Origin of the sequence: Dietzia sp. SL131 (genome assembly GCF_026672565.1) — a bacterium.
GTDB classification, from domain to species: domain Bacteria; phylum Actinomycetota; class Actinomycetes; order Mycobacteriales; family Mycobacteriaceae; genus Dietzia; species Dietzia kunjamensis.
On sequence record NZ_JAPPRI010000003.1, the window covers coordinates 3,458,921 to 3,473,225 of the forward strand.

General features: G+C 67.9%; 13 protein-coding genes and 2 pseudogenes. 7 read left to right on the forward strand and 8 right to left on the reverse strand.

The window, feature by feature from the left end; translation table 11 throughout:
* Positions 1-87 precede the first annotated feature (87 nt).
* The 3 genes and pseudogenes from OVA21_RS17220 to OVA21_RS17225 all read left to right on the forward strand — a co-directional run bounded on the left by OVA21_RS17220 (position 88) and on the right by OVA21_RS17225 (position 3,237).
* Positions 88-1,497 carry an IS1380 family transposase gene (locus tag OVA21_RS17220; protein ID WP_069389547.1) on the forward strand — a complete coding sequence of 470 codons (1,410 nt, stop codon included), beginning with the start codon at positions 88-90 and terminating at the stop codon, positions 1,495-1,497.
* 135 nt (positions 1,498-1,632) lie between these two features.
* Positions 1,633-1,830, forward strand: a pseudogene (locus OVA21_RS19440) (IS1634 family transposase); the annotation flags it as partial.
* 51 nt (positions 1,831-1,881) lie between these two features.
* On the forward strand, positions 1,882-3,237 hold the full coding sequence (locus OVA21_RS17225; protein ID WP_217354165.1) for an IS256 family transposase: 1,356 nt from the start codon (positions 1,882-1,884) through the stop codon (positions 3,235-3,237).
* 28 nt (positions 3,238-3,265) lie between these two features.
* On the opposite strand, the gene OVA21_RS17230 is transcribed toward OVA21_RS17225, so the two are convergent.
* The gene (locus OVA21_RS17230; protein ID WP_143337722.1) at positions 3,266-3,661 is read right to left on the reverse strand and encodes a hypothetical protein; all 396 of its coding nucleotides are present in this window, start codon (positions 3,659-3,661) and stop codon (positions 3,266-3,268) included.
* A gap of 341 nt (positions 3,662-4,002) precedes the next feature.
* Here OVA21_RS17230 and OVA21_RS17235 point away from each other — a divergent pair, with 341 nt between their 5' ends.
* From OVA21_RS17235 to OVA21_RS17245, 3 genes are all read left to right on the forward strand, one after another.
* Positions 4,003-5,139, forward strand: coding sequence for a tyrosine-type recombinase/integrase (locus OVA21_RS17235; RefSeq protein ID WP_268091518.1), 1,137 nt, complete (start codon positions 4,003-4,005; stop codon positions 5,137-5,139).
* Complete coding sequence (locus tag OVA21_RS17240; RefSeq protein ID WP_168547789.1) at positions 5,132-5,485, forward strand: helix-turn-helix domain-containing protein; 354 nt, start codon at positions 5,132-5,134, stop codon at positions 5,483-5,485. The genes OVA21_RS17235 and OVA21_RS17240 overlap by 8 nt, the downstream gene beginning before the upstream one ends.
* A 75-nt stretch (positions 5,486-5,560) precedes the next feature.
* A complete protein-coding gene (locus OVA21_RS17245) occupies positions 5,561-6,970 on the forward strand; it encodes a Fis family transcriptional regulator (protein WP_326493455.1) in 1,410 nt (469 codons plus the stop codon).
* A gap of 273 nt (positions 6,971-7,243) precedes the next feature.
* Here the strand turns inward: OVA21_RS17245 and OVA21_RS17250 are convergent, their stop codons facing one another.
* Positions 7,244-7,771, reverse strand: a complete 528-nt coding sequence (locus OVA21_RS17250) for a hypothetical protein (protein ID WP_268092939.1) — start codon at positions 7,769-7,771, stop codon at positions 7,244-7,246.
* 172 nt (positions 7,772-7,943) lie between these two features.
* Between OVA21_RS17250 and OVA21_RS17255 the strand changes: the two genes are divergently transcribed.
* Positions 7,944-9,398 (forward strand): MFS transporter, encoded by a 1,455-nt coding sequence (locus OVA21_RS17255; protein ID WP_132062326.1) that lies wholly within the window; start codon positions 7,944-7,946, stop codon positions 9,396-9,398.
* A 9-nt stretch (positions 9,399-9,407) separates the two neighbouring features.
* Here OVA21_RS17255 and OVA21_RS17260 read toward each other — a convergent pair whose 3' ends face one another.
* The 6 genes and pseudogenes from OVA21_RS17260 to OVA21_RS17285 all read right to left on the reverse strand — a co-directional run.
* The gene (locus tag OVA21_RS17260; protein ID WP_063973118.1) at positions 9,408-9,647 is read right to left on the reverse strand and encodes a zinc-ribbon domain-containing protein; all 240 of its coding nucleotides are present in this window, start codon (positions 9,645-9,647) and stop codon (positions 9,408-9,410) included.
* A gap of 50 nt (positions 9,648-9,697) precedes the next feature.
* Positions 9,698-10,585 (reverse strand): alpha/beta fold hydrolase, encoded by an 888-nt coding sequence (locus OVA21_RS17265; RefSeq protein WP_007626536.1) that lies wholly within the window; start codon positions 10,583-10,585, stop codon positions 9,698-9,700.
* Positions 10,572-11,132: a polyketide cyclase gene (locus OVA21_RS17270; protein ID WP_268092940.1), complete on the reverse strand. Its 561-nt coding sequence runs from the start codon at positions 11,130-11,132 to the stop codon at positions 10,572-10,574. Before OVA21_RS17270 ends, OVA21_RS17265 begins: the two co-directional genes overlap by 14 nt.
* An 88-nt stretch (positions 11,133-11,220) precedes the next feature.
* Positions 11,221-13,485 (reverse strand): catalase, encoded by a 2,265-nt coding sequence (locus tag OVA21_RS17275; RefSeq protein ID WP_007626538.1) that lies wholly within the window; start codon positions 13,483-13,485, stop codon positions 11,221-11,223.
* A 168-nt stretch (positions 13,486-13,653) separates the two neighbouring features.
* A complete protein-coding gene (locus tag OVA21_RS17280; RefSeq protein WP_007626539.1) occupies positions 13,654-14,055 on the reverse strand; it encodes a hypothetical protein in 402 nt (133 codons plus the stop codon).
* 24 nt (positions 14,056-14,079) lie between these two features.
* Positions 14,080-14,208, reverse strand: a pseudogene (locus OVA21_RS17285) (helix-turn-helix domain-containing protein); the annotation flags it as partial.
* Positions 14,209-14,305 lie beyond the last annotated feature (97 nt).

Here is a 14,305-nt window from a genome sequence, read left to right on the forward strand (position 1 = left end):
TGTGGGAACGCGAGAATGCCCTTCTGAACTGGCAAGATACGACTTGCTTAAGGTCCGTATCGCCAATTCAAGAAGGGCATCCCGCAGATGCAACTATCTCACACTCTGCCCGTAAGCTTCGCGACGTTCGATGAGCCCAACCTCGTGTCGGGCGCCGGCCTCGTGCCGCTGATGAAACTCGCCGACCGGGCGGGCCTGCACCGGCTCGGTGACGAGCATCTGAGCGTGCCCACCGACAAGGGCTCCAACGGTGGAGTGAAACTGGCCTCGCTCGTGGCCGGGATGGCCGCAGGCGCGGATAGCATCGACGACATGGCCCTGCTGCGCCACGGGGCGATGGGCACACTCTTCGACCGCCCGTACGCCCCTTCGACGCTGGGATCGTTCCTGCGGCAGTTCACCTTCGGCCACGTCCGCCAAACCGATGCGATCGCCTCGCGGTTCGTGCGCGCACTGGCCGAACACACCGGACTGCTCGGTCATGAGTCGGACACCGGGACGGTGATGGTCGATATCGACGACACGATCGTGGAGGTCTACGGACACGCCAAGCAGGGCGCCTCGTTCGGCTACTCCGGGGTACGTGGCCTGAACGCGCTGCTGGCCACGGTCTCCACCGAGCAGGCTGCTCCGGTGATCGCCGCTCAACGGCTGCGCAAGGGCTCTGCCGGGTCCCCGCGAGGGGCTGCCCGGCTGGCCACCGACACGCTGGCACTGATCCGCCGCACCCACCTTCACGGCCGTGACGTGCTGGTCCGAGGCGATTCGGCGTTCTACTCCCACAGCATGGTCACCGCCTGCCTGGCCGCCGGAGCCGAGGTCTCGGTCACCGTACGCATGGACCCGGCGGTCAAACGTGCCATCGCCACCATCGACGACGACGCGTGGACCACGATCAACTACACCGACGCGATCTTCGACGAACACACCAACCGTTGGATCTCCCGCGCCGAAGTCGCCGAGGTCGACTTCACCGCATTCACCTCGAAGCCCAAGAACGACCAGGTGCCGGGTCGGCTCGTGGTGCGCCGTATCCCCGACCTGAATCCCAAGGCTGCAAGTGGGCAGGCGAGCCTGTTCGATACCTGGCGGTTCCATGCGTTCTTCACCACTACATCCGTAGAGCAGTACGACACAGTGGCGGCCGACAAGACCCACCGCGCACACGCGATCATCGAGAACGTCCACGCTGACCTGAAAGCCTCCGCGCTGGCGCACCTGCCCTCGGGCGTGTTCAACGCCAACGCCGCCTGGCTGACCTGCGCCGTCATGGCGTTCAACCTCACCCGCGCCGCCGCCACCCTGACCACAAGCTCGAGCCTGGCACGCGCGACGACCGCGACGATCCGCCGCAAACTCATCAACATCCCGGCCCGGATCGCCTCCTCAGCCCGGCGGCTCCGACTCCATCTACCCGAAAGCTGGCCATGGCAAACAGCCTGGCAGGCGCTCTACGACACCGTCTTCTCCCCGCGCCGGCCCAACGTGCCGATCTGACTCCCAACTCCAGCACCTACGACCAGGAACCAAAGTGGAAAGCCGGGCAGACCGGCGGACCTCACACGCCCTCCATACGGTCACGACCCACGACCATGCCAGCGACCGCCCCGGCTACTTCATCGGTGAATTGAGGCTAAGGCGCCCAAGGAGCTCGAGGACCATTTCGGTCGCCGCGGCAACCTGATTGCCGACGACGGCGTCGTGGAGCTGATCCGCCCAATGGGACAGGGCCGGGACCGGCGAGACCGGCGGGTGGTGTGGCACTACAAATGGGAGCGAGCCAAGCGAGACCGGCGGACGCTGAACGCGCAGATCGACCGCGCCCAACGGGCGTGTCAGATGGTCTGTGTGAGTTGATCCGGAGGAGGAATCATGAACGCTATGGCTGTTGACGACCACGACGCTACGGATGTATCAGATGCTGCTGGGCTTCGCCGGGAGGTGTTCTCGGATGCGCTGATTGATCACGTACTCGCCGAGACCCGTTCGCGAGGGTTGGAGTTGACTGGCAAGGACGGCTTTTTGAACGAGATGCTCAAGGCCGTCCTTGAGCGGGGCATGGGCGCCGAGCTGACCGAGCATCTGGGCCGCGATGCCCACGCCCGTGGCGGGGACGGAAACCACCGCAACGGCACTTCGCGCAAGACCGTGGCCACCGAGGTCGGCCCGGTGGAACTGGATCAGCCCCGCGATCGGCAGGGCTCGTTCGCCTCCCAGCTCGTCCCGAAGGGCGCCCGCCGGCTCGGCGGGCTGGAGGACCAGATCATCTCGCTGTACGCCGGCGGGATGACCGTCCGGGAGATCGAGCACCACCTCGCGCGGACCCTGGGGGTGGAGCTGTCGCACGAGTCCATCGCCAACGTCACCGACGCGGTCCTGGACGAAGTCGCCGCCTGGCAGCACCGCCCGTTGGAGGCGTTCTACCCGGTGGTGTTCCTGGACGCGATCCACATCAAGATCCGCGATGGAGCCCACGTGAAGACCCGCGCTGCCCACATCGCGGTCGGGGTCGATCTTGAGGGCGTCAAGCACGTGCTCGGCATCTGGGTGCAGGCCAAGGAAGGCGCGGCGTTCTGGGCCAGCGTGTGCGCCGAACTGGCCAATCGCGGCGTCAAAGACGTCCTGATCGTGGCCTGCGACGGGCTGACCGGACTGTCCGAGGCGATTGCCGCGACCTGGCCTTTCGCAGAGGTGCAGACCTGCGTGGTGCACCTGATCCGGGCCTCGATGCGGTTCGTGTCCTACAGCGACCGCAAGAACGTGGCCAAGGCACTCAAGCCGATCTACACCGCCGCCAACACCGAGGCCGCCAGAGCCGCACTGGAGGCCTTCGCCGAATCGCCGCTGGGCGCCAAGTACCCCACCGCCGTCAGGTCGTGGGAGGCCGCCTGGGAGCGGTTCATCCCGTTCCTGGCCTTCGGCCCAGCCACACGCAAGCTGATCTACACCACGAACTCGATCGAGTCGCTGAACTACCAGCTGCGCAAGATCACCAAGAACCGCGGGCACTTCCCCAGCGATGCCGCCGCGATCAAGCTGCTATGGCTAGCCATACGCAACATCGAGGACCGACGAGACCGAGAACGCGCCAAGGACGCTCAACGCCGAGCAGACGGCCACGCAGGCCCCCGGAAATCGATCCCCAGACTCGTCGAAGGCGCCACCATCCACGGTTGGCGAGCCGCACTGGCCGAACTCGCACTGGCCTACCCGGAACGCTTCGACCCCCACATGTGACAGACATCACTAACCAAAACTCACACAATTATCTTGACAGGCTCTGGATCCCGCGCAGTTCGGTGATCCAGTCATCGGCCATCGCGGGCGTCCAGGCCCACGGTCCCTCGACCTCACAGAAGCCCTGGAACCGCCGGATCGTTGCTACCTGCGCCGAGATCGTGCCGGCAGAGAGGTTCGGTGCCAGCTGCTGGTGAGACCAGCCGGTGACCATCGCCTCGAACACCGAGGCTTCCGGACGTAGAACAGCGATACCGTCGGCCAGCTGCAACCGCGCCGACCCTGGAGGAAGATCCTGCTGCGACATCTCGCACCGCCCAAAAATGGCTCGCGTGTTGTGCGAAAGTGTCGCATGAAATGCGAATCGCGACAAGAGGCCGCAGGTAGCAGCGCCACCACCATCCAGCCATCGGCTGGCGGTCACGGTCCAACAAGGGCGGAAGCGCTGGCCCGGCACCTGTTCACGCGCAGGTCACGCGGCCTGTCGGGCACTACGGGCGAGGGGCAGTTCGGGGAGGGGCCGAGTTCGCACAATCTACAACTCGGCATCGTTCACTTTACATAACGATACTTATCGGCGCTCAACTCTCGGGGGTTCCGGTAGGTGCGGTTACTGCCGTCTACCTGCGATGATTGGGTTTGTGCTGGTGGGTGCCGGGTTTGGCTGGTGCAGTGTCGACGCCGCGGATGTGATGCTTGTGCGTCGGTCCAGCGTCCCGTAGGTTTCTTGCATTAGATGCAGGTTTCCACGGGTCGGAGGTCGGCGTGGACGGTGTTCCTGGGTTCGTTCCGCGGCTGTTGCGCGACGGTGAGGTTGGCCTGTTCCGCGCCGAGGACCGCGTGTTTGAAGCAATGGTCGAGGGTTGGCGGGCGCAGATGCTGGCGCGTGGGCTGACGAGAGCGACGATCGACGGGCGCTGCGGGGTGCTGCGCCGGTTCCAGGAGTTTGCGGGGACGTTCCCGTGGTCGTGGCGACCGGTCGATCTGGATGACTACATGGCTGGGCGGCGCTCGGGTGAGAAGCCGGTGAGCTGGACGACGCTGCGTTCGGACAGCAATGCCATCGCGATGTTCTGTGCCTACGTCTCGAGCTCGAGCTACGGGTGGGGTGCGCTGTGCCAACGGGTCTTCGACGATGTTCCGGCCCAGATCGCGTTCGAGTGGAACACCCCGCGGCACACCTGCGAGGATGCTGTTCCGGCCGGGCGCCGGGCCTTTACGGCCACGGAGCTGCAGAGACTGTTTGATGACGTGGACGACCGGGTCGATCGTGAGTTCGCTGCTGGGAGTAAGCGCTGGCTGCCCCTGTTGCGGGACTCGATCGCGTTCAAGGTCTGCTACGCCTATGGGCTTCGGCGTCGCGAGGTGGCGATGTTGGACGTGCAGGATTTCGGCCCCAACCCGCATGTGCCTGCGTACGGCGACTTCGGCGCGGTGACCGTCCGGTGGGCCAAAGGCACCGCCGGGTCGGGGCCGCGACGACGAACCGTGTTGACGGTCCCGGAGTTCGACTGGGTGGTTGACCTGCTCCGATTCTGGATCACCGAGCGTGGTCGAGCGCATTTCGCTACTGCTGACCGCTCGGCGGCGCTATGGCCGAGCGAGCGCGCCGAGCGGATAAGAGTGGGTAGCTTGAGTGATGCCTTCGCCGCCGCCCGCGAGGGTGCCGGCTTGCCGAAAGAGCTCGGACTGCACTGCCTGCGACATTCCTACGTCACGCACTTGATCGAGGCCGGCTACGACCCGGCGTTCGTGCAGACTCAAGTCGGTCATGCCTATGCGTCGGTCACCGGGCTGTACACCTCGGTCGGCGACGATTTCAAACAGAAGACCATTCAGCGCATGATCGCTTCGCGGCTGGACGGCCGCGGCAGGAAGCAGGACGGAGACGCTGATGGCTGAGCAACGACGCATCGGGTATCGCTGGAATCTGCGGACGATGATGGCGCAGCGCAACCTGTGGAAGAGCACCGAACTGGTGCCGTTGTTGAGGTCTCGGGGCATCAACCTGTCCGAGAGTCAGGTCTACCGGCTGGTGACCGGCACACCAGAGCGGATCCCGGCACGCACGTTCGCCGCGCTCTGCGACATCCTCGACTGCGAACCGGGTGAGCTGTTCGAACCGTTCGTGGAGATGCGGGCAGCAGCCACCGCGCAGGCGCCGGCCCGGCCGGAAGACCTGGGGGTGGCACCCGGCCAGCCGATCGCCCGCCGGGTGAGACTCGTCCGGGGCGACAACGAGGATTGACCGGTACCGATGGCCAGGCCCCGCAAACCCGACGATCCGGACCTACGTCGCGTGTGTCCGTGTGATCGCTGCGGCTTGGGCTACCCCCTTGTGGTCACCTGGGGCCCGGAGGACCAGATCTGCGGCTACTGCTACCAGCAGGCCAAACGCACCCGCGGCACCTGCGACTGCGGCCACATCGGCGTCTTACCGGGCCGAGTCCATGGGCGCCCGGCCTGCCGGGCGTGCGCCCAGATCACCCTCAACATCGATTGCGTGCGCTGCGGCGCCGAGGACGAGATCTACCGCGCCGGCCTGTGCTGGCCATGCGCACTGAGCGAGACCGTCGACGGACTGCTGACCAACCCGGACACCGGCACCATCGCCGAGAGGCTAATCCCCCTGGCGGAGGCATTGAAATCGATGAAACGCGCCAACAGTGGAATGACCTGGATCCGCCAGCGGCACGTCACCGAATTCCTGAACCAGCTGGCCTCCCTCCCGGAGCTCACGCACGAGGCGATCGATGCGCTCCCACGCTCGCGCACCCGCGACTACGTGCGCGGGCTCCTTGTCGAGCACGGTGTCCTGCCCCGACGCGACGAGCTGCTTGTCCGCTACCAAGACTGGGCGGACACAGCACTGGAGAGGCTGACCGAGGACACCCACCGGGCCGTCATTGACCGCTATGTCCACTGGCACCATCTGCGGCGCATGAACCAGATGAACCCCGTCCCCCACGGCACCTTCCTGCGCAGCAAGCAGACCGTCACCGTCGCGATCAACTTCCTCAACTGGCTCGGCGAGCGCGACATCACGCTCGCCGACGTCGGCCAGGGCGAGGTCGACGCCTGGATCGCCGGCGGGCCAACCACGCGACTGCTCATCGACCGGTTCCTCGGCTGGGCCATGGACACCAAAAACGCCCCACCAGGGCTCACCGTGCCCCGCCATCGCCGCGGTAACAGCACCAAACTCAGCGCCACCGAGCAAGGCGCCGCCCTAGATCGAATAGTGGACGGCGACACCCTGACCACACGCGACAAAGCCGCGGCGATTCTAGTCCTAGTCTTCGGCCAACAGATCCAGGATATTGCCGCCCTGACCTGGGACGACATCACCGTGACCGAAGATCTGACGACCATTACGCTCGGCAGCGGCCCGATCGCGTTGCCCACCCCGCTCGACGGGCCGTGGCGTGAACTCCTGGCCAACCCCGGCCACGACCAGACCGCCGCTCACCCGAGAAGCAACTGGGTCTTCAGAGGGCATTCCCCCGGCCGGCACATCGACCCGATGCACCTACGCCTCCGGCTACGAGACCACCTCGTCAGCGCCCGCGCCGCCCGGCTCGGCACACTGCATGAACTCAGCAAAACCGCCCCGGCCGCCATCATCGCCGACGTCCTGGGCTATCACCCATCGACCATTGAGCGCCACGCCGTTGACGCGGCAGGTACGTACGCCGAATACATCGCCGCCGTACGTGAGCACTGCCAGAGGTGATTCTCCGAAAATCACCGAGCAATCGGTAACAGCGGAAACAGGTAACACGAAACAATTCCTGTTACCGGCGTGGAGAGTGCCACAGAGTAATTCGCCGCTCGAGAAACCGCGATCAGACCGCCTACTCCCGACTTACGAACACCCGTTCCTGCCAGCACTGGTGAGAGCACATCCTGGGATGCTCACGTCCCCTACTGGAACCGGTTTGGCAACCAACAAAATGCTCGGCCCGGAACGCCCGCCCGGTCCGGGTGCTGCGCGCCCCCGGCGTCGTCAGCCGTCGTAGGCGACCGTCTCCACGACGATCGGCCCGGCGACGGCCCCGCCGGTGGTGGTGAGTCGGTATTCGACCCGGCCCGGGCCGGTGGAGATCTGCGCCTCGTAGGGGTGGGAGATCGGATCGGGGATGCCCGTCGAGATCCGCGGGAACGGGACCTGTGCGACCTTCTCCCCGGTGGCGCCGGTGTCGAGGTTGCGCCACGAGAGGGTGGCCGTGAGGGTGCACGGGCCCACCCCGACGACGGCGAAGGCCCAGGAGACGGATGCCGTGTCCGGGTACCCGTCGCCGTCGAGCGTGGTGGAGATCGCGCCTGCGCACAACCCGGAGGGTGAGCCGCCCACGGCGATCATGCGGTCAGGAGCAGGGAACAGGAGCGGGATGGCCTCGGAGGAGTCCTGGGCGTTCGCGGTGGCCGGGGCCGTGACGGCGGCGGTCAGTGCGACGGCCGTGGCGGCGAGGAACGCCCCCACGGCGACGGTGGGCCGGCGGGTGATCCGCCGGGTCGAGCCGGTGGTGTCCACCCGCTCATCGTCGCACCGCGGACAGCGGTAGACAATAGTGAGCGAGGATTCCGCCATCACGGACCGTCATGTCGAACGACGTGGTCGTGCCCGGAACGAGAACCCGTTCGACACCTGTCTGTAATGTCCGACGAGAGGCTCCGGACGTGAGCCTCGGTCGGAAGGACACGGGATGATGGCACGAACGCGCGGTGGGGGCGCCGACACCGTCCGGTCGGACGAGAACGGCCTCATCGCGGTCCTCGCCTTCGGCGGCGTCGTCATGTCCCTCAGCCAGACGCTGGTCATCCCGCTGCTGGGCATGCTGCCGGCGATTCTCAACACCTCCGCGGTCAACGCCTCCTGGGTCGTCACCATCACGCTGCTCGCCGGAGCGGTGGCCGGTCCGCTCATGGGACGACTGGGAGACCTCTATCCGAAGAAGTACGTGCTCATCGGTTGCACGGCGGTCATGGTCGTCGGCTCGGTGCTGTGCGCACTGGCCACCTCGCTGTGGCCGATGCTCATCGGGCGCGCCCTGCAGGGCGTGGGAATCGGTGTGATCCCGATCGGCATCGCCACGATGCGCGAGATCCTCCCGGCGCGTCGACTCGCACCGGCGATCAGTCTGATGAGCTCCTCGCTCGGAGTGGGAGGGGCGCTCGGGCTCCCGGCGGCGGCCGCCCTGGCGCAATACGGTTCGTGGCAGTGGATGTTCTGGGGGTCCGGGGCCCTGGGCGTGGCGATCATCGTGATGATGACGGTGCGTCTCCGGACGCTGCCGGCCGCCAAACCGGACGGCACGCTCGACGTCGTCGGCGCGGTGGGGCTCGCGATCGCTCTCATCTCGCTGCTGCTCGCGGTGTCCAAGGGCGCCGACTGGGGCTGGGGCTCCCCGTTGACCCTCGGCCTGCTGGCGCTCACCGCGGTCTCGCTGCCCGGATGGGCGCTGTGGGTCCCCCGGCACCCGTCACCGATCGTGGACCTGCGGGTTGCCGCCCGTCGCCCCGTCCTGATGACCAACATCGCCTCGGTGACCATCGGCATGGGCCTCTATGCGCAGCTGCTGATCATGCCCCAGATTCTTCAGCTCCCGGTCGAGACCGGACACGGGTTGGGGCAGTCGATGGTGGCCATGGGGTTGTGGAGTGCGCCCGGCGGGCTGGCGATGATGGCGGTCTCCCCACTCAGCGGGCGCCTCATCGGCACCCGCGGTCCCAAGACCACGCTCATCCTGGGAGCGCTGGTGGTCGCGGTCGGCTATGCATCCGGGTTGTTCCTCATGGGATCGACCTGGGGTGTGATGACCGTCGGCATCGTGGTGAGCGGCGGTGTGGGGCTGGCCTACGGTGCGATGCCCGCGCTGATCATGGCCTCGGTGCCCACCTCCGAGATGGGCTCGGCCAACAGCGTCAACACACTCATGCGCTCCATCGGCACCACGACCTCTGCCGCGGTGCTCGGCGTGCTGCTCACCCAGATGTCCATGGACTTCGAGGGGCTGTTCGTCCCCACCGAGGCCGGATTCCGGGTCGGTCTGATGTTCGGCTGCGGCGCGACCCTCCTGGCCGCGTCGGTCGCCGCCACGATCCCGCCTCCGTGGGAGGACAGGGCCACGGCCCCAGCGGTGCCAGCGCGCGAGAGCTGAGCGGCCGGATCAGTACGCGCCGGACAGGATCCCGTCGGCCCGCGACCGGTCGATCTTGGTGGTGATGCCGCACGCCGTGCACGTGGCCGTGTACGACGACCCCAGCGGGATGATGGGGACGAAGAACAGAGAGAACGCCCGCTTGCGACGGTCGACCCGCTGTGCGGCGACGTTGCCGCAGTTCGGGCACGTGGCCCGGGCCAGCCCGAGGTTCCGGGACGAGTTCGTGAAGCCGAAGATGAAGAACATCGGCCCAGCCTGACACCGCACCGGGCCGCGCGCACCCGGTGCGGTGGAGTTCAGGCCCCGGGACCCGAGCCGTCCGCGGTCGACCGGGCGCGGGCCACGATTGCATCGGCCAGCTCTGCCGGCCGCTCGTCGGGGATCCAGTGACTGACCCCGCTCATCTCGACGAACCGGTAGTCGGCGTCCACGTGGTGGCGGGTCCGCTCGGCGCCCCCGCGGCCCAGGGCCGGGTCGCGGTCACTCCACACGAACGTGGTGGGCACACGGACCGGCGCGGTCGAGCGGGACGGTGAGGCGAAGGGCAGGGCCCGGTACCAGCCGAGTCCCCCGGGGATCGCGCCGGCGGCGACCATCTCACGCCGGTAGCGCTCGATCATCTCGGGCGTCATACCCATCCCGGCCAGGGCCTTCTCGGGCAGCGGACCGGCCGAGGTGAGCAGTCGCTCCGGCAGGAACGGCAGCTGGAAGAGCCCGATGTACCAGGATCGCAGTAGCTGGTCGGAGGCGAACATGGCCTTGAGGAAGGCGGCGGGGTGGGGCACCGACACGGCGGTGAGGCTGCGGATGCGGTCGGGGTGCGCCCCGGCGACACCCCACGCCACGGCGGCGCCCCAGTCGTGACCCACCACGTGGGCGTCGGGCAGGCCGGCGGCGTCGAGCAGGGCGAGGACGTCCCCCACCAGTTCCGACAGCCGGTACGCGCGTCGACCACGGGGGCGGGCGGACTCGCAGTACCCGCGCTGGTCCAGCGCCAGGGTGCGGTACCCGGCCGCGTGCAGGAGCGGAGACACGAGGTCCCAGCTGGAGGTGCGCTGCGGGAACCCGTGGAGCAGGACGATCGCCTCGCCGTCGGCGGGCCCGGAGTCCACCGCGCGCAGCTCCATGCCGTCGCGGGAGAACCACAGGTCCGGCCGGTGGGCATTCGGATCAGCCGCGGACATATCCCCTCCTGACCGCCCGGTCGAGAATTCCGAGCGTCGCCTTGAGCGCCGATGCGTCCAGCACCGGCAGTACTCCCGAGTCGCGCCACTTCGGGTGCGCATCGGACCAGTCGTAATAGCTGACGACCTCGGTACGCGCCCCCTCGGCGCCGTCGCCATCGCCGTTATCGCCATTGCCCAGCGGGATGAGGCGGTAGCCGTAGGTGTGGCCGATCGGGGACGTGATGGCCCCGTCGATGGTCCAGGCGATCTCGGCGTCCGGCTCGAACCGGGTGATGATCACCGTGACGTCGTACTCGCCCATGTCGTAGTCGCCGAGGGACTCGCGGTCCATGTGGATGACGAACCGGTCGCCCTCGGCGGTGACCACCGATCCTTCGGCCGCCTGGAGCATCCCCGAGGAGTCGATCGCCACGTGGCCGTCCGGATCGCACAGTACGGCGAACACGCGGTCCGCCGGAGCCGTGATCACCCGCCGCGCCTCGAGGCGGAGACCGGCAGGACTCTCGCGGGCGGCGGCCTCACGGGTGGCGGGGTGGTCGCTCATGGCCGAGACGCTACCCGCGCACGCCGTGGGTCGGGGACCTCTCGCGATCCCCGACCCACGGTGTCCGTCTACTGCTCCGTGCCCTGCGTCAGATGCGGGCCGGGTCGGGCCGCTCCCACGCCCGGTGGGTGGCCAGCAGCGGCTTGAGTGCGGGCAGCACGCCGGCCGCTGCGTCGACCGCGACCACGCCCGGGGTGTCCGAGGTCAGTCCGAAGTCGACGTACCGGTCGATGGGCGCCAGGGTGGCGATGGCCTTCTTGTGCCGGTACATCTCGCTGATGAGCACGTCGGTCCGCGGGTGGGCGGGGAGGTCGACGACGACGAGGGCATCGAACTCGATGGACCGCTGCGTCTGATAGGTCCGCGAGATCGCGACCGTCGCATCGGGCTCGCCCTCGCCGAGCCTGCCGCCGACCGGGCCGATCACGAGCGGGACCATGTCGTCGCCGAACACGGCCTGCTCGAGTTCCTTGACCGCGCCGACGTCGGAGTTCTCCGTGACGAGGATGCCGATCTGGCGCCCGTCGGACGGCCACTCCTTGCCGATCTGGGACAGGGCCGGGCTGGTGACGACCTCGGCCACGGGCACCTTCGCGGGCGCGGGCAGTCCCAGCCCCGACGCGACGGTGACGGCCAGGTCATGGTCGATGTGCGCGAGCTGCTCGACCTGCCGGATCTTGATGGCCTCCTCGTAGCACTTGCCCAGCTCGAAGGTGTACGCCTCGGCGACGTGCGCCTTCTCCACCTCGGTGAGGCTGGTGTAGAACAGCGTCGCCTGCGAGTAGTGATCGTCGAACGTCGCCGGGGCGTCGCGGACGACCTGCGCGTCGGCGATCTGCTGCGCCACCTCCACCAGCGCACCGTCGGTGGTGCCCGCCATGAACGGGCATCCCCCGTCGAGGCTGTTGGGCTGGTACGGCGCCACGCCCACGTGGTCCGCGGACTGGTGGAACCCGTCGCGGAGCATGTCGTTGACGGGCGCGTGCGGCCGGTTGATGGGGATCTGGCCGAAGTTCGGACCGCCCAGACGCGTGAGCTGGGTGTCGAGGTAGGAGAACAGTCGGCCCTGCAGTAGCGGGTCGTTGGTGACGTCGATGCCCGGCACGAGGTGGCCCGGGTGGAACGCGACCTGCTCGGTCTCCGCGAAGAAGTTCTTGACGTTGGCGTTGAGCGTCATCGTGCCGATCACCTGCACCGGTGCGAGCTCCTCGGGGACGATCTTGGTCGGGTCGAGCAGGTCGATGCCGTGGAACATCTCGCTGACGCCGTTCTCGTCGACCGTGTCCGGGAAGACCTGGATGCCCAGGTCCCAGCTCGGGAACGCGCCGGACTCGATCGCGTCGGCAAGGTCGCGGCGGTGGAAGTCCGGGTCCATGCCGGCGGTGATCTGGGCTTCCTCCCACACCTGCGAGTGGACGCCCAGGTGGGGCTTCCAGTGGAACTTCACCAGGCTCGTCTCGCCGGCGTCATTGATGAGCCGGAACGTGTGGACGCCGAAGCCCTCCATCATCCGGTACGAGCGCGGGATTCCGCGGTCGGACATGTTCCACAGGGTGTGGTGCTGCGCCTCGGTGTGCAGGGAGACGAAGTCCCAGAAGGTGTCGTGCGCGCTCTGGGCCTGCGGGATCTCGCGGTCCGGGTGCGGCTTGGCGGCGTGGACGACGTCGGGGAACTTGATGGCGTCCTGGATGAAGAACACCGGGATGTTGTTGCCGACCAGGTCCCAGGTGCCCTCGTCGGTGTAGAACTTGGTCGCGAATCCGCGGGTGTCGCGGACGGTGTCGGCGGAGCCGCGGTTACCGAGCACGGTGGAGAAGCGGACGAAGACCTCGGTCTCCTTGCCCTCGGCGAAGACCCCGGCCTTGCAGACGCTCGCTGCGGCGCCGTTGGCCACGAACGTCCCGTGCGCACCGGCCCCGCGGGCGTGGACCGCGCGCTCCGGGATGCGCTCGTGGTCGAAGTGCATGATCTTCTCGCGTAGGTGGTGGTCCTGAAGCAGGACCGGGCCGCGACGACCGGCCTTCTGCGAGTGATCGGTGTCGGACAGGCGCGCGCCCTGGGCGGTGGTGAGGAACTGGCCCTGCTGACGCATGACCTCCTCGCGAGCGGTGACCGAGCCGGGCGGCTCCGCGCCGGTCGGGCCGTGCGGGGTCGCGCCCTTCTGGTCGGCCTTCGGCGGCAGCGGGCTGGTGGGCTCGGTGGGCTCGGCGACGGTCGGCGGTCGCGATCCCGGCGTACCGGGGACGACGTCGGCGCTGCCGGCCAGGTCGTCGGCGAACTGTTCGGCCTTGTCGACGAGCTTCTCGGCCGCGGATCGGGCGGCAGACTTGGAGTCGGACTTCTTGTCGGGCATCGGCACTCCTTCGGGATGAGAATCGTTCTGGGTGCACTGGCTTTTCCAGCCGTGCCGGCGATTCTGCTCCTCTGGCGGAGGTCCGCAACCTGTCGCGCGACCACGCGGGGCGACGTAAACTTCGCGCCTCCGGGGCCGGCGGCCGTCGTGGTTCCGGTGACCGTCGGGTCAGCCCGTCCCTGGTGCGAGGGCGCCGGTCAGGAAATGCGACGCCCGGGCACTGTTGAGCGTGATGTCGTAGTCCGGCGACTCACGCCAGTAGCGGATCACCGAGATGTAGGTGGAGCCGACCATCTGGGCGAGGAAGCGCAGTGGCAGGTCCTCGCGCACCTCCCCGGCGGCCACTCCCGGGGTCAGAAGTCGCACCAGGGTAGAGGTCAGCTGCTCGGTGCGGGCGGCGCTGACGGCGGGGACGGCGAGTTCACGCTCGAGCTCGCCGGTCAGCGACGCGAAGTAGACCGGCGCGGCGGCGGCGGTGGCGGCGACGTCCGCGAACAAGCGATCGAGCCGACCGGCGGTGGTCAGCGGCTCGGACAGCAGGTCGTCGACAAGGAGTCCGAGTATGGCCACGTGGGCGTCGTGGAGAGCGATGACGATGCCGTGCTTGTTCCGGAAGTAGTTGAAGAACGTCGCGCGGGAGACGCCGGCCGCCTCGGCGATCTCCTCCGCCGTGGTCTCGGCGACCCCGCGTTCGGCGAAGAGCTGACGGGCGGCCTGCAGCAGGCTCGTGCGGACCGCGTGCTTGTTGTGCGCGCGCCGAGAGGAGTCGGGCGGCGGTTCGGACCGACAGCATCACCTCGACCACCGACCTCGACGAGGT

Bases quoted from the DNA above. Each gene is read 5' to 3' on its own strand.
- OVA21_RS17220 (WP_069389547.1), top strand. From the start codon at position 88: ATGCAACTATCTCACACTCTGCCCGTAAGCTTCGCGACGTTCGATGAG.
- OVA21_RS17225 (WP_217354165.1), top strand. From the start codon at position 1,882: ATGGCTGTTGACGACCACGACGCTACGGATGTATCAGATGCTGCTGGG.
- OVA21_RS17240 (WP_168547789.1), top strand. From the start codon at position 5,132: ATGGCTGAGCAACGACGCATCGGGTATCGCTGGAATCTGCGGACGATG.
- OVA21_RS17255 (WP_132062326.1), top strand. From the start codon at position 7,944: ATGATGGCACGAACGCGCGGTGGGGGCGCCGACACCGTCCGGTCGGAC.
- OVA21_RS17260 (WP_063973118.1), bottom strand. From the start codon at position 9,647: ATGTTCTTCATCTTCGGCTTCACGAACTCGTCCCGGAACCTCGGGCTG.
- OVA21_RS17265 (WP_007626536.1), bottom strand. From the start codon at position 10,585: ATGTCCGCGGCTGATCCGAATGCCCACCGGCCGGACCTGTGGTTCTCC.
- OVA21_RS17270 (WP_268092940.1), bottom strand. From the start codon at position 11,132: ATGAGCGACCACCCCGCCACCCGTGAGGCCGCCGCCCGCGAGAGTCCT.
- OVA21_RS17275 (WP_007626538.1), bottom strand. From the start codon at position 13,485: ATGCCCGACAAGAAGTCCGACTCCAAGTCTGCCGCCCGATCCGCGGCC.